This window comes from Brevibacterium sp. LAARM3_SD1 (genome assembly GCF_057364765.1).
Window position 1 is genome coordinate 1 of the sequence record NZ_JBNFOL010000047.1, and the last position, 19,658, is coordinate 19,658.

Below are 19,658 nucleotides of genomic sequence, written 5' to 3' on the forward strand. Positions count from 1 at the left end.
GGCGGCCCAGCAACCTCGCGCGAGGTATCTGGGCCGCCGTCAGGTAGTAATAAGGGGTTAGGAGGGGGTGGCGGCTACTGTGGCGGCCAGCTCGGTGGCCTTCTCCAAATGCTCGTTGGTGACCTCGCCGGTGAAGATGAGGGGATCGAAGGCGAGCTTCCAGCCCAAGCCGGTCGTGATCTGCTTCATCGCGGTCTCGGCCCCGGTCGTGTCATAGCCGCCGTGGATCCAATAGGAGAACGGCCTGCCAGCGGTCGGCTCGCGCACCGCGTTATACGTGGTGTCGAAGAAGTGCTTGAGGGCACCGGAGATATAGCCGAAGTTCGCAGTCGTCCCGAGCACATAGGCATCGGCGGCGAGCACATCCTCGACGCTCGCCTCCAGCGCCGGGCGGATTGTGACGTCGATGTCGCCGAGCTCAGGCATGCGGAGTCCGGACTCGGCCGCCTCGGCGATCTGCGCTGTCGCAGCGGACGGTGAATGATGAACGAGCAGAACGTTGACCATGGCCCCACCCTAGCCCCGGCCGTGCCTTCCGTCAGCCCTCATGTCTACAGTGGAGCCATGGCAGTCATCTTCGACCCCCTGCGCGGACGCGTGCGTCCGGACGCCAGCCACTCCGACGCCGAGATCGTCGACGTGCTCACCGAGACCTATTCCGATGCGGATTGGGCGGTGCTCACCGGGGCGGGAATGAGCACGGACTCCGGCGTCCCCGACTACCGCGGACCCGATTCCCCGCCGCGGAAGCCGATGACGATCCAGACCTTCCTCTCCCACCCCGATCAGCGCGCCAGGTACTGGGCGCGGTCATGGATGGGCTGGCCGCGGATGCGCGGCACCCGGCCCAATCGGGCCCACCTCGCCCTGGCCGAGCTGCCGGTGGCCGGGATCATCACCCAGAATGTCGATGGCCTCCACCAATCCGCCGCTGAGGCGGTCGCCGCCGAACGCGGAAACGATTCCGGAGCGCCGGCGCCGAGTCCCGTCATCGATCTCCACGGCAGCCTCGACCGGGTGATCTGCCTGCAGAACGGCCACCTGTTCGACCGTGATCTCGTGCAGCGGAGACTGAGTGAGCTCAATCCGGATTTCGCCGAGGAAGTCGGCATCGACCCGATCGACGTCGAAACCGCACCCGATGGCGACGTCGAACTCGAGGACACCGCCGGTTTCATCGTCCCCGACTGCCCCGAATGCGGCGGACTGCTCAAACCCGATGTCGTCTACTTCGGTGATTCCGTCCCCGCGGCCAGGGTCCAACAGGCCAATCGGATCGCTGACGAGGCCGCCGGCATCGTGGTGCTCGGTTCCTCTCTGGCGGTGCTGTCCGGTCTGCGATTCGTCAGGACGGCGGCAAAAGAGGGCAAACCCGTCGTCATCGTCACCGACGGGCCGACCCGAGGTGACGAACTCGCCGACTACCGGTCGATCTCCCGCGTCGCCGACTTCGTCACGACCTGGGCCCGCCGGTGAAGTGACAGGCCGGCGAAGCGACCGGGCGGTGAGATGACGAAGCGTCCAGGCGAGTCCAAGCCGGAGATGGAAGACTGGCGGGTATGAAAGACAATCTGGCACGCGCCGAACGACTGCGACTCGTCGACTCCGCCCGCCGCGCGGGTGAAGACGCCCCCACACTGTGCGAGGGATGGAACGTCAGGGATCTTGCCACTCACCTCGTCATCCGGGAACGCCACCCGCAGGCCGCCGCTGGCATCTTCATCCCGAAGTTCTCCGACCGTCTGCAGGCGAAGGAAGACGAATACACCGAGATGCCGTTCAGCCGGCTGCTCGGACTCGTCGCCGCACCGCCGAAATGGACTCCGGGTGCCCTGCCGGGAGTGGAGTCGGTGATGAACACGACCGAGTTCCTCGTCCACCATGAAGATATCCGCCGGGCCGCGATCGAATGGATTCCGCGCCGGCTGTCGCAGGCAGAGACCGCGACCGTCTGGGCACAGACGAAGGTGGCGCTGCTGCCGTTCGCCGGGAAGGCCAAGGGCCCGGTGACGATCTCGGCACCGGGCTTCGGATCTCGCACCGCTGGGAAGAAGGGAAGCGGCGAGGCCACGACGATCACCGGGGCGCCACTCGAGTTGCTTCTCTGTCTTATGGGTCGGACAGACCACGCACTCGTCGACGTGCGCTGAGACCGGAAGCAGATGAGACCGGAAGCAGATGAGACCGGGAGCAGGGGAGTGTCGGGAAAACCCCCTCCCAGTCGGGGGATTGGTCCCTGTCGGCAGACGCTGAGGTCTTCCTAGACTGGTGTCAACAGCCGATACAGAGGAGACACGCACCATGAATGCAGCACCCACCCCGACCCCCGACCAGTTCGATCAGCCGGCCATCGGCCAGTACTCCAACCCGTCCACCGGACGGTACGGAGCACCGCAGAGCTACTCGAACCAGAACCGACCCCACTACGGCCAGCGCGTCGAAGAAGACCCGGGCAAGGTGCTCGGCATCGTTTCGCTCGTGGCAACTCTGTCGACGTTCCTCGGATTCAACTTCATCGGACCCGTCATCGGCATCATCACCGGTCACATGGCACGCAAGCGCTCGCAGGAAGCCGGCTTTGGAGACAACGAGATGGCCAAGTGGGGCTTCATCTTAGGCCTCGTCTTCCTCGGACTCCTCGTCCTCGGATGGGCACTCGGAATCTCGTTCGGAATCGTCGGCGGCCTCGCCAGCCTCATGGCCGGCTGACCCCGACCGATCCGATACTCGCCGATCAGAGACGGCAGAGGGCCGACCCACATGGGTCGGCCCTCTGTCTTTGCCAGAAATCGTTATCGAACTCAGTCAGTAGCCGACCCAGGCTCCGCGTTCCTGATCGAGCACCCGCGGATGCAGCAGCGTCGAGGCTTCGACCTTGCCCACAGACGAGCGATCACGATCCGGTGGGAACGTCGTCGAGGCGGCGAGCACCTCGGCGGTGGCGAATCGCAGGTCCTGCGGGGCATCCTCGGGCACGGTCACCTCGGGGCCGTCGCCACTGAGGTCGGCGAGGAAATATCCCCAATCGCCGAAGCTGGGGACATCGACGTGATACGGAGTCGTCGCCAGTCCCGCCTCGGTGACGGCCTGCCCGATGCCCCAGTAGGCATCAGGGGCGAAGTACGGGGAGCCGGCCTGGACGACGAGGCGGGCCTCCGGCGACATCACCTGACGGATGAGCCCGTAGAACTCGATGCTGTAGAGCTTCGACGTCGCCACATCATCCGGGTCCGGCAGGTCCGCGATGACTGCGTCATAGGCCGAATGCTTCGCCTCCCGCAGCCATGTGAAGGCATCGGCGGCGATCGTCTTCACCCGCGGATCGTCGAGGGAATCGTCGTTGAATGCGGTGAAGTGCTCCGAGGTCTTCGCGAGCTCCAGCACCTTCGGGTCGAGGTCGACGAGCGTGATGGATGCGACGTCGGGGTATTTGAGGATCTCGCGCACGGCCAAGCCGTCGCCGCCGCCGAGGACGAGGACGTTGCGGCGCGGACCGTCTAGCAGCGGATGGACGAGGCTTTCGTGATAGCGGTATTCGTCGGCCGAAGCGAACTGCAGATCCCCGTTGAGGAACAGCCGCGTATCGCCGGTCTTGCGGGCTTCGGTGACGACGATCTCCTGATAGTCCGAGCGCTGCGAATACACGATCGGATCCCGGTAGAGACGCTGCCGGGTGGTGACTTCGATGTCGTCGGTGTAGATCCACACCACGGTGAGCCCGCCGAGGATGACGACGAGCAGTGCCGCCAAGATGACCTGTGCGGTGCGGGAGATCTCGGTGCGGAAGAGCCAGAGGACGATGAGGATGCCCACCAGCACATTCGTCATCCCCACCGCCAGCGCACCGCGCGGCAGCCCGAGCAGCGGCAGCAGGAGGAAGGGGAAGGCGAGCCCGCCGACGAGTCCGCCCACATAGTCGGCGGCGAAAAGGTCGGCCACCGCGCTCGAGGCCTTCTGGGCGCGGATGCGTTGGACGAGCTCCATGAGCAGCGGGATCTCCGCGCCGATGAGTGCGCCGATGACGAACGCGAGGGCCACCATGGCCACGGTGTAGACATCGGCGAAGGCGAAGGCGAGATAGAGCAGAATGACCGACAGCCCGCCGATGATGCCCAGGGCCGCCTCGATGAGTGCGAAGGAGACGGCGGCGAACCCAGTCAGCCGTTTCGTCGCCAGCGATCCGATGCCCATCGCGAAGACCATGACGGACAGGACGATGGAGGCCTGGACGATGGTGTCGCCGAGCAGATAAGAGCCCAGGGCCACGAGCGCGAGCTCGTAGACCATTCCGCAGCTCGCGCAGATGAACACGGCGAGCAGGACGAAGAACCGGGCCGGACCCGGACGCATCGGCAGGGTGATGGGGCGGGCCGCCTCGGTGGGGGTGTCGGTCGGAGCGGAACCGGTCGGAGCCGAACCGGACTCGTCAGAGGTGCTCAAAGGAGGGCTGCGGCCATGATGCCCGCAATGCCCAGGTGGGCGGTGGCGTTGACCCAGACCTCAGGGTGCATCTGTGAGGAGTTGATGATCTCGCCGGTCTTACCCGGAGTGAGCAGACCGATGAGTAGGAAGCTCACGGCCATGAGGATGATGCCGACGAAGCCGAAGACGAGGGTGGACAGGATGCCTGCGGCCAGATCATCGGAGCTCGCGCGGATGGCGGCGATGACGATGATCGCGACGCCGGCCAGGTCGGAGGCGACGAGGACCGCAGCATTGCGCGACTTCTGCTCCCACAGGATGACGTGGAGCTTGCCCGGGGTGAGCAGGTCGACGACGAAATAGCCGATGACCATGAGGAGGAGCCCGCAGCCCGCATAGGAGAGGACGACTCCGGTTTCGAAGAGGAGGTAGTTCAGGAGCATGTCTGCCTTTCGCTGTGCCTATTTTCCGGTGCCCGGTCCGCCGCCGCGGAAGCCCGAGCCGTCGCCGTAGTTCGATCCGCCGCCGGAGAAGAACGGGAGGAAGAAGAATCCGCCGCCTCCGGAGCGTGAGGTGTCGCAGCCGACGTAGTCATAGCTGGTGCCGTTCTTCTCGTAGTCGCCCTTGCCGGGGTTCGAGACGTACTGGCCGTTCGAGAGGTCGTAGTCGCCGCAGTTCGCCGATCCGGAGGATCCGCAGCCGCGGAAGACATTGCCGAGCACGATGAGGACGATGACGATTCCGATGATCGTTCCGCAGCCGAAGCGCGGCTTCCGCCCCGAACCGCCGCCGGGGCGCTGGGGTCCGCCGGGCCGCTGTGGTCCGCTCCCGCTGCCGTTGTTCGCGCGGTCGAAGTCGAAGGAACCTCCGCTCATCGAGACGTTCGGTCCCTGGCTCATGTCGACCTCCTCAGTTCGCTGGTGCTGTGGACGATCTCCAGATGCTGCGGATAGCAGTGCCACGATTGCCACGCGATCCGCTCGGGCTGCGCGCACGTCAGCGACAGTGCCGTCAGCGCGCCGGGCTGCCCGGGGAACACGACCGAGAAGTGGTCGTCGCTGGTGACGGCACGGTCGGCACCGGTGGCGAGCACCTCGGCGGCGGCCGTCGGGAAGTCTCCGTGCACTTTCGTGCGCGTCGCCGTGAACCGGTGTTCGGTGTAACCGGCCCACCGTCCGTGGCGGACGTCCTCGTGGTTCCACCGCGGTCGTAACGGCGACATATCTTCGCCGAGGCAGGCGAAGGTTTCGATGAACGCATCGGTTGACCCGGCGCTCAGGATCGCTTGGTGGGAGGAGCCGATGACGGTCAGGGTCAGAGTCAGCTCAGGGGCCGCCTCGGCGAGGGTGGGCTCCGTGTCAGTGGGTGCGGCTACGGTGGGCACGGTGATGCTGCGGGAAGCCAGGGGAGCGATCCGACCGTGGTCGAGGCTGAGCCGCAGCGCCTCGGCACTGGTGTCGGTGAAGGGGACGTCGAGCGGGCGGGGGAGGGTGAGCATCAGCTGCCGGAGTAGATGGTGAAGGAGCCGGTCGGAATGGTCTCCCCTGTGCTGACTTCCCAGCGTCCGTGGTCGAAGCGTTCGAAGGCGAGCATGCGGCCGTCGCCGGATTCGTAGTCGACATAGTCGACCCCGCCCTTCTCGTTCAGCCCCGTGGTGCCTTCGGACCGGTAGGAGGCGGTGCCGTGTTCGACGAGGTCGTAATCCGTGCCGTCGACGGTGATGGTCCGTGCCTTCGGCTCGATGTCGAGGTCGGGGCGGTCGCGCCACCGGGCGACCTGCACATCGGGGTCGCGTTCGACGCTCAACCACATGCGCGTCGCCGAGGCGTCGGCCTGGAAGAAGTGCTCGGCCCACTCGTAGCCGCCCTCGGAGATGCGCAGAGTGCCGCGGACGAAGAACTTCTCATTGCCGAATTCGAGGAGGTCGCCGGCCTTGATGGTCTCCGGGTCGCCGCCGGTGTTCTGGTCGGCGGCGAAGGGATCGCGTGGGGCGGCCGGCTGCTGAGTCTGCTCCTGCTTTCGGGCCTTGGTGGTACGTGTTCGGATGACGAGCACGGTCACGAGGACGACGATGATGAAGACGAGGACGGCGATGAGGAGTTCTGAGGGCACGGCGGTCTGCTTCGTTTCGGTGGCCGGACGGTTCAACAACCACTCTAGTCGACCGAGACGTCACATGCGGGGATGATCGTCCTTCTTCTCGAGAGCTGTCATCGTATCGGCGATGACGAACCCGAGGTCCCGGTTGAGCGCGAGCATCGGTTCGTTGTCCGTCGCCGTGTACGTCTGCACCCATTGCGCCGAGGCGGTCGCGGCGACCGCGGGCAGCTGGCGCAGGTTCGCGACCTTGAGCGCGCGACCGATCCCGCGGCCCCGAAAGGCACGGTCGACGAGGGTGTCCTCCTGGATGACGATCTGCGGATCGTGCGAGGAGACCATGATCTCCGTGTATCCGACGGCGAGGTCGCCCACATGCGCCATCGAGCTCACCAGGGTCCACCCCTGCTCCTCCATCCGCTCCTCATGGCTGCGGATCGCCGCGGTGCTGGCATGAGCAGCGGTGCGGGTGAGATCGCCGACGGGCACGTCCTCATCCATCTGCGCCCGCAGCTGAGTCCAGGACTCCAGCACCTCCTCGGGGCAGGCACCGATCCACGAGGTGACGGAGAAGTCCGGGTCCTCTCTGATCACGGGCACAACCGTCGAGGCTCCCGAATCCTTGTACCGATTCGCGTCTGCCTCCAGGTAGGCGGGCAGGTCGAGCAGCAGCCGGTGCTCTTCGTTGCCGACGCTCATCCCGTGCGCCTGCGCGAAGGCGACCCCGGCCGCAGTAGGTTTCGGTCTGCACGATCGCCAAGGATTCGTCACAGTCAACGAGGAACTGTGCGGCCGCCTCGGCGAGGGCCGTGCCGAAACCCCGTCGACGGTGATCGGTGAGAACCCCGAGTTCGATATCGGTCGGGGTTTCGGGGGAGATGCTGATCTCGACGCCGCCGATGATCTCCTCGCCGAGGCGCCCACCAGGGCGATGTCCTGTCCGCCCGGGCGAGGGTGGGCGAATTGGGTGAGCGTCGTCTCGGCGCTGCGCCACCAGGCGGCGGTGCGGTCGTGCGTGTAGGCGGTGCGCATGACGTCGTTCCACGTCAGCAGCGCAGACTCGTCGTCGGCGGCGATGCGAGTGATCTGGATCTCAGGCATAGTGAGAGTCGATCACGGCAGGTGCCGGTTTTCAAGGACGCCGGTGCCCGGTTTCAGGACTGACGGGGTCCGTCGGGGTCGTCGGTGCCGCTGGGACTACCGGGTCCGACCCGGCCCTCCGCGGCCCGCGGTCGGGCGGATCGGTGGAGTCCGCCTCGGCGTGGGGATCGTGTTTGGGCAGGCGGGAGCCGATATGCGAACCGGGAGTGTTCATCACCCGGTACACGAGGAAGGCGCCGATGCTGAAGACGACGATGATGCACAGAGTGAGGAAGATGACTGCGCCGAGTCCGGGCTGCATCATTTCGCCATTCGACGGCGGTCGAAGTAGTTCGCGAACCGGGCCTTGAACGACCCCATGCCGATCGATCCGCCCACGCGCACGAGGGGGCGGCGGCCGGTCGGCACCGCATCGACCACGGATTTCACGCTGCCCCAGGTCTTCGACAGCTGATCGACGTTGACGGCCCAGTCATCCGGGATGACGATGACGACCGCGCCCATTCCGGCGACGATCTCGACTTCGATGACCTCGAGATCGGTCTCGACCTCGAGGAAGTTGAGTTCGATGTTCGACATCGAGGGTTCGCAGCGAATATAGGGCGGGACCGACCATCTGGCGCGGCGGACCTCGGATTCCCAGCCGGCCTTGATGACGAGCGGATCGAATCGATCATGGCCCTGGACCGCCATCGCACGGCCGGTAGTGGGCGCAATCGCCGAGGCGGGGCGGAAACGATCGGAGGGCAGTTCGGTGGTGAGGTCGGACAGAACCTCGTCGAGGTCGATGGGGAACTTCGCGGACTGGACCGTCTCCATCCGCTCGTCGAGCTCATCGACGGTGATCCGACCGTCGCCGGCGGCCTCGCGGAGCAGCTCGATCGCCTCATCGCGTTCCTTGTGGCCGATGCGGAAGGTCTTCGCGGGGTCGTTCTCGTCGGGGGAGGGGGTGGCTGAGCTCATGATCTCTATCGTGCCTGATCGGGAAGTCAGCGACAACGGCGGGACTCCGGGGGCCGTGTCTCGTGTCAGTCGTTGGCATTAGGCTAGGGGACGTGTCCACCGCACTGTACAGAAGATACCGCCCAGAGACCTTCGACGAGGTCATCGGTCAAGAGCATGTGACCGATCCGCTGAAGGCCGCCATCGAACGTGGCCGCATCAACCATGCCTACCTGTTCTCGGGCCCGCGCGGGTGTGGAAAGACCACCTCGGCGCGGATCCTGGCTCGGTGCCTCAACTGTGAGCAGGGGCCGACTCCGGTGCCGTGCGGGGAGTGCCCGAGCTGTCGGGATCTGGCCAACGGCGGACCCGGTTCGCTCGATGTCGTCGAGATCGACGCGGCCAGCCACAACGGCGTCGACGACGCCCGTGACCTGCGTGAGCGCGCCGTCTATGCGCCCGCGCGCGATCGGTACAAGGTGTTCATCCTCGATGAGGCGCACATGGTCACCTCGCAGGGCTTCAACGCTCTGCTCAAGATCGTCGAAGAGCCGCCGTCGCACATCAAATTCGTCTTCGCCACGACCGAGCCCGAGAAGGTCATCGGTACGATCCGGTCGCGGACCCACCACTATCCGTTCCGCCTGGTGCCGCCGGAGGCCCTGGGCAACTATCTTGACGAGCTGTGCACGCGTGAAGGCGTGCAGGTGGCCAAGGGTGTGCTGCCGCTGGTCGTCCGGGCCGGCGGAGGCTCGGTGCGTGACACCCTGTCCGTCCTCGACCAGCTCATCGCCGGTTCCGGACCCGATGGAGTCGACTACGGTCGGGCCATTGCGCTGCTCGGCTACACTCCGGATTCGCTGCTGTCTGACATCGTCGATGCGTTCTCCGCCGGTGACGGTGCCGGGGTGTACCGCGCGGTGGAGCGGGTCATCGAATCCGGTCAGGATCCGAGGCGCTTCGTCGAAGATCTGCTGGAGCGCTTCCGGGATCTCATCGTCATCAATGCCGCACCCGAGGCGGCCCATGCCTTCCTGCCCGAAGTGCCGCCGGACCGTCTGGAGAGACTGACTCTGCAGGCCAACGGCTTCGGACAGGGCGAGCTCTCCCGTGCCGCGGACCTGCTGAATGTGGGCCTGACGGAGATGTCGGGTGCTACCTCGCCGAGGCTGCAGCTCGAGCTCATCTGTGCTCGCATTCTGCTGCCCGGCTCCGGTCGCAGCCGGGATGCCGTGCTCAGCCGCGTCGAACGGATGGAGCGCCGTATCGGCATGTCGGCCACCGGTGTGGCCGCGAACGTGCCAGCGCCGGCGCAGGCCCTGGGGCAGGAGGCTGTGCAGGCGCAGGGGGCAGTGGCCGGTGGGACCGGTCAGGGGCAGGTGCCTGCTGCCGATCAGGGACAGGCGACCGGTCGGCCGACTTCCGGTGGGTCTACTGCCGGTGGGACAGGTCGTGGTGCCGGAGCACCGGGTGCGAACGTGCCAGCCGGACAGTCTCAGAGCGCCGCGCACGACGACTTCGACGACATCGCGGCCATGGCCGCGGCCGCCGAGTCGATGCTCAACGAACCTCCGGTTCAGTCGGGTCAGTCGGAGCGGCAGAGCCGGCAGGAACGACAGGGACAGCCGGACCGGCAGGAACGGCAGGAACAGTCGGCCCGATTCGATCAACAGGCTCAGCAAGAACAGCGAGTTCAGCAGGAGCCGCCGTCGCCGCAAGAGCCGCAGGTTCAGCCTGCACCGGCGGACAACGGACCACAGTCTGCCGAAGACGTTCCGGCCGTAGCTGAGCGCCCGTCGACGCAGGGTCAGCAGCCGTCGCCTGATTCGCCGTCCGAGTCCCCGTCCTCGGCGGGGCGTGTGCCGAACTCCGAGCCGCAGCCTGAGCGGAACAACGAGCAGCGGCGGGACCCCGCCGGTGCCTCAACTTCTGGCTCCGCGCCGGAGCCGGCACCGACCTCTGCGCCGGCGAACCAGCCTCAGCGTCCTGCGACCGAGCAGTCTCAGAACCAGTCCGCTCCGGCGCCAGCACCTGCGGCCTCGACGGGGCCAGCGGATGACTCGCAGTCGGAGCAGGCCGCGGCACCGGAAGCCACCTCGGTGGCGGGACCCGGTGACATCGGTGGTGAGATCGAAGCCATCCGCCGCGCCTGGCCGAGCATTCTCGCCTCGGTGGAGAAGCGCAGCCGCCTGACCCGTGCGATCATCGCGGCCAATGCGATTCCCCAGTCGTTCTCCGACGGGGTCGTCTACCTCGGCTTCAACAATGCCGGTTCCGTGCAGGGATTCCAGCAGCGCGACCATGCGGCCAAACTCTCTGCGGCGATCAATGACGTCCTCGGCATTCAGGCTCGAATCGACGTCGGCGATGTCGGTCGGATCGGCGGAGGAAGCGCCGGCGGCAACCAGGGCAAAGGATCCTCGGCTCCGCCCATGAACGACTCCGGCGGCAATCACGGACCGGCACCGAGCCAGCGCCGCCCCAGCCCGCAGGAAGTCGCCGCGGTCGTCGGGACCCGTGAGGTCGACAAGCCGCAGGTCGACCACGAGAAGTTCTGGGAGCCCAGCGGCCCGACTCAGGGTCCTTGGTCCTCCGACGACGAGGAGGGAGAACAGCCGGGTCCACCGACTGAACCCACGACACCTGATAACTCCTTCGGCTCTGCCGAACCGGCCGACGAACCATCTGCCGATGCTGAGCAGTCCGGCACTGATGGCGTGCGCGCGAGTTCACCGCACGATGACGCAGGCCCTGCAGCCGAGTCGGCTCCCGAAACCGAAAATGAGCCTGTGGCCGAGAGCGCCCGAGTTGCTGAGAATGCGCCCGCTTCCTCGGTCGCCCCGGATGTCGTCGTTCCCGATCTCTCCGACGATGACTTCTTCGGCCCGCCGGCCGACACCGCATCCGAACCGGCTGGCGACGGATCAGTTGGCTCCGGACCAGCCGGCGACTACGCTCGATCTGGTCCCGACCACCATGCGGGAACAGCGTCTGCGGGGTCGTCCGGCTTCGCCGACGACTCGCCGATGGAGTACGTCGAACCGCGGTGGGAAGAGCCGAACTGGAACGACGGTCCCTCACCGATCGACCCCTCATCGGTCGACTCTGCATCGACGGGCACCGCCTCGGCCGACGTCGATGAGACGAGCGCAGGCAGCGGAGCCGTCGACGTCGGAGCCGTCGTCGTGCCCCCGCCCGACGACGATCTCGACTACCCCGACCTCGCAGAGAGCCCCAGCGACTTCGGGGGAGGAGCCTTCGAACAGCCGGCACCAGCCGTGCAGTCTCCGCCACCGGCCTCGACCCACGGGGGAGAGAAGCCGTTCAAATCGCGCTTCGCCGCACTGGCCGAGAAACACGGTGTCACCACCACTCCGCCTGTCGGATCCGGATACGGATCCGCGCCACGGGCCAAACCGGCGAGCGGATCTGGTCCGGGAGCGCCTCGGCGCCGGGATCGAACGCCTACCCGCAGCAGTCCGGATCGGTCGAGGACGAGTATGATCCGGAAACGGACCTCGACGTCTCCGAAGCGCCGCAGATGGGCGTCGACGTGATCGCACGGGTCCTCGGCGGCGAAATCATTGACGAAAGAGAAGTATGAGCGCTGTATACGAAGGTGCCCTCCAGGACTTGGTCGAAGAGTTCGGCAAGCTCCCGGGCATCGGGCCGAAGTCGGCCCAGCGTCTGGCGTTCCACATCCTGCAGACGGACTCGCAGGACGTCAAAGCGCTGGCGCAGGCACTCACCGACGTGAAGAAGCGAGTGCGGTTCTGCGAGATCTGCGGAAACGTCTCCGAGGAAGCCGAATGCACGGTGTGCCAGGATCCGCGCCGCGACCGGTCGATGATCTGCGTGGTCGAAGAGCCCAAGGACGTCGTCGCGATCGAACGGACGAGGGAATACCGGGGTCTCTACCACGTCCTCGGCGGAGCCATCGACCCGATGGCCGGGGTCGGACCCGACAACCTGCGGATCAAGGAACTCATGACTCGCCTTCAGGACGGTGAGGTCAAGGAGACCGTCATAGCCACCGACCCGAACCTCGAAGGCGAAGCCACCGCCACCTACCTCGTCCGCCTCCTCGGATCGCTCGGCGTGACCGTGACCCGCCTGGCCTCGGGACTGCCCGTCGGCGGCGACCTCGAATACGCCGACGAGGTCACCCTCGGCCGAGCATTCTCCGGGCGCCGCGAAATCGACTGACCGCCTCGGCGAAGGGCTGGGATTTCGGCCTCTTTCGATTCCAATCGAAGTCCGCCGAGCTGTTGACAGCATATCGATAATCGTGAACCATGTTGTTTATCGATATATCGATAAACGATAAGTCATTGGATGCGGCGAAGGTCGGCGGAAAGCTCGCCTGCTTATCGCCGAGGCGGGAAGGCGTTGTCATGTCACCAACAGAGGAACAGAAGCCGGACGACGAACCTCAGAAGCGCAAGGCGTTCGGCACAGGTTACGAACTCTGGATCGGTTTGGCAGTCGGGTTCTATGTCATCTACGCCATCACTGACCTCGTTGCCCGAATAGCTCACTCCGAAGTGGCAGTGATGGTGAACTTCTCCGACGATGAGGCTTCTTCGATTGAGGCCGGGAGCGGAACAGCATCGCTGACCGGAGTCACCGAGATCGTTGTTCCGACTGCGGACGCCTCGGCCGGAGCGATTGTGCTCGTGACAATCGCCGAAATCGCAGTCATCCTCACAGTGCTGGCGGCCGCTGTCACCCTTGTGCCTGTCATACGCGACATAGCGGCGGGGACGCCGTTCACTCCGCGGGCTGCCCGCGCATTCGTTGCGTTTGAGTGGGTCGTGGCGATCGGATGGATCGTCTACTTCGTCACCATGGGCCTCGGCAGCAATTGGATCTCAGCCGATATCGGCATCGCCGACGGAGTTGGGCCAGACGTCACCGTCGTCCGGGCATTCTTCGTTCTCGGGGTCGTCGGCGGCGCTGAACTGCTGCGGCGGTGCTTCAGATCAGGGCGCGAAGCTCAAGAAGAGCTCGAAGGGCTCGTGTGATGGTCGAGGAATTCGACTCCTCCCGGGTTATCTGCCATCTCGACAGTCTGCTGACTCGGCGAGACATGAGCCTGACCGAATTGTCCAAACGCGTCGGGGTCTCGCTCGCAAACCTCTCAGTGCTTAAGAACAACAGGGCGAAGGCAGTGCGCTACTCCACTCTCATTGCTCTGTGCGAGGTCCTCGACTGTCAGCCCGGTGACCTCTTCACCATGGAGCGACGGTCGGACTGATCGTCAAGGGCAGCGCCCGCCGGCGCGAAGCCGGCGGGCTGCCTCGGCGAGGGGCTGCTGTCTGGGGTTCACGACCCCGGAATATAACGATTTCTGAACAGGCGCTGAACGGTACGTGGTCGACCCCGGGCTCGCCCATGTGCGCGCTGATCGAGCGGGTTGCCGTCAGGTGACATTCGGCCCGGTCAGGCGGTGTCTGAATGACGGGCGAAGGTGAACCGAAATGACCTACCTCATACAATGGTTCAGGTGCCGGGAGCCCGACACGGCTGAAATCCTGATCGATGCAGCACGAGACCTCCATGTTTGGAACCATGGAATCGATCGCCTGGCACGGAACTTATCAGCGATAAGGAAGATACTGCAGTGAGCATAGTCGTCCAGAAGTTCGGTGGGTCCTCGGTAGCCGATGCGGAATCGGTCAAGCGAGTGGCCAAACGAATTGTCGAGTACCGTCAAGCCGGTCACGAAGTAGTTGTCGTGGTGTCGGCCATGGGTGACAGTACCGATGATCTCATCGACTTGGCCCAACAGGTTTCCCCCATGCCCCCCGCCCGCGAACTCGACATGCTGCTGACCGCCGGTGAGCGCATCTCGATGGCGGTCCTGGCCATGGCGATCGCCAACCTCGGCTTCGAAGCCCAGTCCTTCACCGGCTCCCAGGCCGGAGTCATCACCGATGAGCAGTTCGGCAAGGCCCGAATCATCGACGTCACTCCCGGCCGCATCCGGTCCTCCCTCGACGAGGGATACGTCGCCATCGTCGCGGGATTCCAGGGTGTCAGCCAGACCGCGAAGAACATCACCACTCTCGGCCGCGGCGGCTCCGACACCACGGCCGTGGCACTGGCCGCGTCGCTCGATGCCGATGTGTGCGAGATCTACACCGACGTCGACGGCGTCTTCACCGCCGACCCGCGCATCGTGCCCACGGCTCGCAAGATCGACGAGATCGGCTACGAAGAGATGATGGAGATGGCCGCCTCGGGCGCCAAGGTCCTCATGCTCCGCTGTGTCGAATACGCCCGCCGTTACAACGTGCCGGTGCACGTGCGGTCCTCATTCTCTCGCAACCAAGGAACCTGGGTGACCGATTCACCCATCCCCGAAGCCTTCCGCCAGGGCCGGGGATCATCGACCCCGGCAGCGGAACCAGAAACGGAGCCCACCATGGAACAGGCAATCATCTCCGGCGTCGCTCATGACCGCTCGGAAGCCAAGGTCACGATCGTCGGCGTTCCCGATGTCCCCGGCAAGGCAGCAGAGATCTTCAAGACTCTGGCCAAGCAGGAGGCCAACATCGACATGATCGTCCAGAACATCTCGACCCGTGAGCCGGGAAAGACGGACATCTCCTTCACCCTGCCCATGGACGACGGCGCCAAGGCGCTCGAGGCCCTCGACGCAGTCAAGGCCGAGATCGGCTTCGACCAGGTCCGCTACGACGACCAGATCGGCAAGCTCTCCGTCGTGGGCGCCGGAATGCGCTCCCACCCGGGCGTGACCGCGACTCTCTTCGAGGCGCTCAGCGAAGCCCAGGTCAACATCGACATGATCTCCACCTCGGAGATCCGCATCAGCGTCGTCACCCGAGCAGACCTGCTCGACGACGCAGTCCGTGCCGCCCATGCCGCGTACGGACTCGACAGCGAAGACAACGAAGCAGTGGTGTACGGAGGTACCGGACGATGAGCGTCAATATCGGAGTAGTCGGTGCAACCGGCCAGGTCGGCGGAGTCATGCTCGACCTCCTGGCCGAGGATCCCGGATTCGAGATCGGATCCCTGAGGCTCTTCGCCTCGGCCCGTTCGGCCGGGAAGACGATCGACTTCAAGGGCCAGCCCATCACCATCGAAGACGCTGCGGAGGCGGACCCGAGCGGACTCGATATCGCTCTGTTCTCCGCCGGTGGAGCAACGTCGAAGGCGCAGGCCGAACGTTTCGCGGCCGCCGGTGCCATCGTCGTCGACAACTCCTCGGCGTGGCGTTCGGACCCTGAGGTCCCGCTCGTCGTCAGCGAGGTCAACCCCGACGCACTCGACGAGCCGCCCAAGGGCATCATCGCGAACCCGAACTGCACGACCATGGCCGCCATGCCTGTGCTCAAGGCCCTCCATGACAAGGCCGGACTCAGCCGCCTCATCGTGGCCACCTACCAGGCCGTGTCCGGTTCGGGTCTGTCCGGAGTCGAGGAACTCGCCGGTCAGCTCGAGGCCGGTCTGCCCGACGCTCGCAAGCTCACCACCGACGGAAACGCAGTGAGCCTGCCGGAGCCGAACAACTACGTCGAACCGATTGCGTTCAACGTCCTGCCGATGGCCGGAGCGGTCGTCGACGACGGGCAGAACGAAACCGATGAAGAGAAGAAGCTGCGCAACGAGAGCCGGAAGATCCTCGGCCTGCCCGACCTCCTGGTCGCCGGCACCTGTGTGCGCGTGCCCGTCTTCACCGGACACAGCCTGAGCATCCACGCCGAATTCGACTCCGGCATCAGCCCCGAGCAGGCCACCGAGATCCTGTCGCAGGCGCCCGGAGTCTCCCTCGACGAAGTTCCGACTCCGCTCAAGGCCGCAGGTCAGAACGACAGCTTCGTCGGTCGCATCCGCGCCGACCAGTCGGCGCCAGTTGGCAAGGGGCTGGTCCTCTTTGTCTCCAACGACAACCTGCGCAAGGGTGCGGCGCTGAACACCGTGCAGATCGCCGCCCTGCTGGCTGCCAAGCTCGAAGCGAAGGCTGCCTGAGCAACGACAGCTCGATGACCAACCGCCCGGAAGCACAGGCTTCCGGGCGGTTCGTCTTCTCCGGCAATACATGTCGGGACATATAAAAGCTTTGCTATATATAAATATTTATATTAGTGGCGGGCCCTCGATCTGAGTATCGTCGACGATGCTGCTTCATCCTCGATGCCTTGGAAAGGCTCCTCATGACCTCCTCGCGCATTCTTCTCACCTCCGCTGCCATCGCCTCCTCGGCGACGTTGGTCCTCAGCGGCTGTGGTGGACAGGCCTCCGAAGCCGACACGGGGGCACTGCGCGTCGTGACCTCGACCAACGTCTACGCCGATATCGTCTCCGAGGTCGCCGGCGACTTCGCCGATGTCAGCCCGATCATCGACGACCCGAACCAGGATCCGCACTCCTATGAGGCGACCACTCAGGATCGCCTCAAACTGTCGAAGGCCGACCTCGTGGTTCAGAACGGCGGAGGCTACGACGCATTCATGACCGGGATGCTCGACGCCTCCGGTGCCGAAGTCGACATCATCGATACCGTCTCGATCTCCGGTCTGCCCGGATCGGAAGGCCTCGGCAACGAACCTCACGACCATGATCACGGTGACGGCCATGACGACGAGGAAGCTCACGGCGGCGGGCACACTCACGAAGACGAGGAGGGCCATGATCATGAGCACGCGGATGAGGGCCACGAGGAAGAGGGTCACGAGGAAGAGGGTCACGAAGGCCACGATCACGGATCATTCAACGAACACCTGTGGTATTCGGTCCCGACGATGACGAAGCTCGTCGACGAGGCTGCGACCCACCTCGGCGAGGCCCTTCCCGAACATCAGGGTGAGTTCGAATCGAACGCGAAGGACTACAAGGCACAGCTGTCCGCGCTGCAGGACGATATCGATGCGGTGAAGCAGGAGCACGGCGGCGAGAAGGTCGCCGCGACCGAACCGATTCCGCTGTGGCTGTTCGACGATATGGGGCTGGAGAACGTCACGTCGATGGAGTTCCTCGCCGCCGTCGAAGAGGGCAATGATGTGCCGCCGCTGGTGCTCAAGGCCGCGGAGAAGCAGATCTCCGATGGCGATGCCGTGCTGCTTGGATACAATACTCAAGCGGCAGGTCCGCAGGCAGAGGCCCTGAAGTCCACCGCGGAGGACTCCGACGTCCCGGTCGTCGACCTGGCCGAGACCATGCCTTCGGGAACGCACTACGCCGACTGGATGGGCGGCTACATCACCGATATCTCAACCGCACTCGAAGGACACAAGCACTGACTATGGCCAAGGAATCCGACGCTTCCGCACCGGCAGCAGCACGGGAGCCGGTGATTCGACTGCGCGATGCCGAACTGCGGTTCGGCCCGCGCGTGCTCTGGCACGATCTCGACCTCGACGTCGCGCCGGGGGAGTTCCTCGCCGTGCTCGGACCCAACGGCACCGGGAAGACCTCACTGCTCAAGGTGCTGCTGGGGCAGAACACACTGTCGACCGGCACCGCTGAAGTCGGCGGTCGGCAGGTGCATAAGGGCAACCCCGACATCGGCTACATTCCGCAGCAGCGCGGAATCGACCCGCACACGCCGATGCGCGGCCGCGATCTGGTGCGCATGGGCATCGACGGGCACCGCTGGGGGATGGGTCTGCTGTCCCGAGGGCGGAAGAAGAAGGTCGAAGACCTCTTGGCCTCCGTCGGCGCCACCGACTACGCCGATGCCCCCGCCGGCACGGTCTCCGGCGGTGAGCTGCAGAGGCTGCGTGTGGCTCAGTCCTTGGCCAACGATCCCACTGTGCTGCTCTGCGACGAGCCGCTGCTGTCTCTGGACCTGCACCATCAGCAGGTGGTGGCTGCGCTGCTGCACGAGCAGCGGGTCAAGCGCGAAGCCGCCGTCGTATTCGTCACTCACGAGATCAACCCGATCCTGCCGTATGTCGACCGGGTCCTCTATATTGTCGGCGGTCACTTCCTCATCGGCACCCCTGCCGAGGTGATGACCTCCGAATCGCTGTCCCGCCTCTACGGCTCCCCGGTCGAAGTGGTCCGCGTCGGCGGTCGCCTCGTCGTCGTCGGCGGGGAGGAGGAGTGCGTCGATCACCACAACCTGCCCGATGACTCCTTCGACCTCGACGGGACGGTGGTGAGCCGATGAGCGTGCCCGAGATCTTTGCCAACCTCTTCACCTTCGAGGACTACGGCGAACTGGTCGCGCTGCTGGCCAATTCGCTCATCGCCGCGGCGCTCCTGGGCGTCGTCGGGGGTCTCATCAGCGTCTTCGTCATGGCCCGCGACATTCCCTTCGCCGTCCACGGAGTCTCCGAACTCTCCTTCGCCGGAGCCGCCTTCGCCCTGCTCATCGGCTTCGACGTCGTGACCGGCTCGATCGTCGGGTCCATCGTCGCCGCTCTCATCATCGGCATCGGCGGGGCCAAGGATTCGGAGAAGAACGCGATCATCGGTGTTCTCATGCCCTTCGGACTGGGCTTGGCAATCCTCTTCCTCGCCCTCTACGACGGGCGAGCGGCCAGCAAGTTCGGGCTGCTCACCGGCCAGATCGTCGCGATCACTCCCGGTCAGATCCTTACCCTCATCATCTGTGCCCTCGCGGTGCTCGTGGTGTTGGCGATCGTGTGGCGTCCGCTCATGTTCTCCAGCCTCGACCCCGAGGTGGCCCGGGCCAAGGGTGTGCCGGTCAGTGGGCTCACCATCATCTTCATGCTCACCCTCGGACTCGCCGTGGCGCTGAGCGTGCAGGTCGTCGGGGTCCTCCTCGTCCTCGCGCTGCTCATCACCCCTGCCGCCGCGGCGACTCAGCTCTCGGCCTCGCCGGTGTGGGTGCCGGTGCTCAGCGTGATCTTCGCCGTCACCGCTTCGGTCGGCGGCATCCTCATCGCTCTGGGTTCGCCGGTGGTGCCGATCAGCCCGTTCGTCACGACGATCTCGTTCCTCATCTACATCATCTGCCGCCTCGTCGGCCGTCGCCGGATGAAATCCCTGCACCGTCGCCGCGCCCACCGCGCCGCAGAAGAGCACAACACCCCCATCCCCACCCCCTAATTGCTACCTGACGGCGGCCCAGCAACCTGGCGCGAGGTTGCTGGGCCGCC

The 19,658-nt window shown here is 65.4% G+C and carries 22 protein-coding genes; 12 read left to right on the forward strand and 10 right to left on the reverse strand.

The genetic code is table 11. The features are described 5' to 3' along the window. Positions 1-57: 57 nt before the first annotated feature. The gene (locus AC2W7L_RS17450; RefSeq protein WP_486005462.1) at positions 58-507 is read right to left on the reverse strand and encodes a flavodoxin family protein; all 450 of its coding nucleotides are present in this window, start codon (positions 505-507) and stop codon (positions 58-60) included. A 57-nt stretch (positions 508-564) separates the two neighbouring features. Here AC2W7L_RS17450 and AC2W7L_RS17455 point away from each other — a divergent pair, with 57 nt between their 5' ends. The 3 genes from AC2W7L_RS17455 (at position 565) to AC2W7L_RS17465 (ending at position 2,709) form a co-directional block, all read left to right on the forward strand. Beyond that, a complete protein-coding gene (locus AC2W7L_RS17455) occupies positions 565-1,476 on the forward strand; it encodes a Sir2 family NAD-dependent protein deacetylase (protein WP_486005463.1) in 912 nt (303 codons plus the stop codon). A gap of 83 nt (positions 1,477-1,559) precedes the next feature. After that, positions 1,560-2,150, forward strand: coding sequence for a TIGR03085 family metal-binding protein (locus tag AC2W7L_RS17460; RefSeq protein ID WP_486005464.1), 591 nt, complete (start codon positions 1,560-1,562; stop codon positions 2,148-2,150). Positions 2,151-2,301: 151 nt separating this feature from the next. Then, positions 2,302-2,709 carry a DUF4190 domain-containing protein gene (locus AC2W7L_RS17465; RefSeq protein ID WP_167194296.1) on the forward strand — a complete coding sequence of 136 codons (408 nt, stop codon included), beginning with the start codon at positions 2,302-2,304 and terminating at the stop codon, positions 2,707-2,709. Between the two features lie 96 nt (positions 2,710-2,805). On the opposite strand, the gene AC2W7L_RS17470 is transcribed toward AC2W7L_RS17465, so the two are convergent. The 9 genes from AC2W7L_RS17470 to AC2W7L_RS17510 form a co-directional block, all read right to left on the reverse strand. Then, the gene (locus tag AC2W7L_RS17470; protein ID WP_486005465.1) at positions 2,806-4,440 is read right to left on the reverse strand and encodes a polyamine aminopropyltransferase; all 1,635 of its coding nucleotides are present in this window, start codon (positions 4,438-4,440) and stop codon (positions 2,806-2,808) included. After that, positions 4,437-4,865, reverse strand: coding sequence for a DUF350 domain-containing protein (locus AC2W7L_RS17475; RefSeq protein ID WP_486005466.1), 429 nt, complete (start codon positions 4,863-4,865; stop codon positions 4,437-4,439). The genes AC2W7L_RS17470 and AC2W7L_RS17475 overlap by 4 nt, the downstream gene beginning before the upstream one ends. 18 nt (positions 4,866-4,883) lie before the next feature. Continuing rightward, positions 4,884-5,321: a hypothetical protein gene (locus AC2W7L_RS17480; protein WP_486005467.1), complete on the reverse strand. Its 438-nt coding sequence runs from the start codon at positions 5,319-5,321 to the stop codon at positions 4,884-4,886. Next, positions 5,318-5,920 (reverse strand): DUF2617 family protein, encoded by a 603-nt coding sequence (locus AC2W7L_RS17485; protein WP_486005468.1) that lies wholly within the window; start codon positions 5,918-5,920, stop codon positions 5,318-5,320. Before AC2W7L_RS17485 ends, AC2W7L_RS17480 begins: the two co-directional genes overlap by 4 nt. Continuing rightward, positions 5,920-6,534, reverse strand: a complete 615-nt coding sequence (locus AC2W7L_RS17490) for a DUF4178 domain-containing protein (RefSeq protein WP_486005469.1) — start codon at positions 6,532-6,534, stop codon at positions 5,920-5,922. The genes AC2W7L_RS17485 and AC2W7L_RS17490 overlap by 1 nt, the downstream gene beginning before the upstream one ends. 60 nt (positions 6,535-6,594) lie before the next feature. Then, positions 6,595-7,053 carry a GNAT family N-acetyltransferase gene (locus tag AC2W7L_RS17495; protein ID WP_486005470.1) on the reverse strand — a complete coding sequence of 153 codons (459 nt, stop codon included), beginning with the start codon at positions 7,051-7,053 and terminating at the stop codon, positions 6,595-6,597. Beyond that, positions 7,013-7,564 (reverse strand): GNAT family N-acetyltransferase, encoded by a 552-nt coding sequence (locus tag AC2W7L_RS17500; RefSeq protein WP_486005471.1) that lies wholly within the window; start codon positions 7,562-7,564, stop codon positions 7,013-7,015. Before AC2W7L_RS17500 ends, AC2W7L_RS17495 begins: the two co-directional genes overlap by 41 nt. A gap of 87 nt (positions 7,565-7,651) precedes the next feature. Beyond that, positions 7,652-7,924, reverse strand: a complete 273-nt coding sequence (locus tag AC2W7L_RS17505; RefSeq protein WP_486005472.1) for a hypothetical protein — start codon at positions 7,922-7,924, stop codon at positions 7,652-7,654. Further along, positions 7,921-8,583 carry a DUF1707 SHOCT-like domain-containing protein gene (locus tag AC2W7L_RS17510; protein ID WP_486005473.1) on the reverse strand — a complete coding sequence of 221 codons (663 nt, stop codon included), beginning with the start codon at positions 8,581-8,583 and terminating at the stop codon, positions 7,921-7,923. The genes AC2W7L_RS17505 and AC2W7L_RS17510 overlap by 4 nt, the downstream gene beginning before the upstream one ends. 92 nt (positions 8,584-8,675) lie before the next feature. On the opposite strand from AC2W7L_RS17510, the gene AC2W7L_RS17515 reads away from it, so the two are divergent. The 9 genes from AC2W7L_RS17515 to AC2W7L_RS17555 all read left to right on the forward strand — a co-directional run bounded on the left by AC2W7L_RS17515 (position 8,676) and on the right by AC2W7L_RS17555 (position 19,608). Further along, on the forward strand, positions 8,676-12,119 hold the full coding sequence (locus AC2W7L_RS17515) for a DNA polymerase III subunit gamma and tau (RefSeq protein WP_486005474.1): 3,444 nt from the start codon (positions 8,676-8,678) through the stop codon (positions 12,117-12,119). Positions 12,120-12,162: 43 nt separating this feature from the next. Then, entirely contained in the window at positions 12,163-12,768 is a 606-nt protein-coding gene (gene recR, locus AC2W7L_RS17520) for a recombination mediator RecR (RefSeq protein WP_486005475.1), read from the forward strand. 188 nt (positions 12,769-12,956) lie between these two features. Then, the gene (locus tag AC2W7L_RS17525) at positions 12,957-13,586 is read left to right on the forward strand and encodes a DUF2975 domain-containing protein (protein ID WP_486005476.1); all 630 of its coding nucleotides are present in this window, start codon (positions 12,957-12,959) and stop codon (positions 13,584-13,586) included. After that, positions 13,586-13,819, forward strand: coding sequence for a helix-turn-helix domain-containing protein (locus tag AC2W7L_RS17530; protein WP_167194314.1), 234 nt, complete (start codon positions 13,586-13,588; stop codon positions 13,817-13,819). The genes AC2W7L_RS17525 and AC2W7L_RS17530 overlap by 1 nt, the downstream gene beginning before the upstream one ends. A 366-nt stretch (positions 13,820-14,185) precedes the next feature. Beyond that, complete coding sequence (locus AC2W7L_RS17535) at positions 14,186-15,511, forward strand: aspartate kinase (RefSeq protein ID WP_101555588.1); 1,326 nt, start codon at positions 14,186-14,188, stop codon at positions 15,509-15,511. Continuing rightward, the gene (locus AC2W7L_RS17540) at positions 15,508-16,560 is read left to right on the forward strand and encodes an aspartate-semialdehyde dehydrogenase (protein WP_486005477.1); all 1,053 of its coding nucleotides are present in this window, start codon (positions 15,508-15,510) and stop codon (positions 16,558-16,560) included. Before AC2W7L_RS17535 ends, AC2W7L_RS17540 begins: the two co-directional genes overlap by 4 nt. 185 nt (positions 16,561-16,745) lie before the next feature. Next, the gene (locus AC2W7L_RS17545) at positions 16,746-17,831 is read left to right on the forward strand and encodes a metal ABC transporter solute-binding protein, Zn/Mn family (protein ID WP_486005478.1); all 1,086 of its coding nucleotides are present in this window, start codon (positions 16,746-16,748) and stop codon (positions 17,829-17,831) included. A gap of 2 nt (positions 17,832-17,833) precedes the next feature. Further along, positions 17,834-18,703 carry a metal ABC transporter ATP-binding protein gene (locus AC2W7L_RS17550; RefSeq protein ID WP_486005479.1) on the forward strand — a complete coding sequence of 290 codons (870 nt, stop codon included), beginning with the start codon at positions 17,834-17,836 and terminating at the stop codon, positions 18,701-18,703. Next, positions 18,700-19,608: a metal ABC transporter permease gene (locus AC2W7L_RS17555; RefSeq protein ID WP_486005480.1), complete on the forward strand. Its 909-nt coding sequence runs from the start codon at positions 18,700-18,702 to the stop codon at positions 19,606-19,608. The genes AC2W7L_RS17550 and AC2W7L_RS17555 overlap by 4 nt, the downstream gene beginning before the upstream one ends. Positions 19,609-19,658 lie beyond the last annotated feature (50 nt).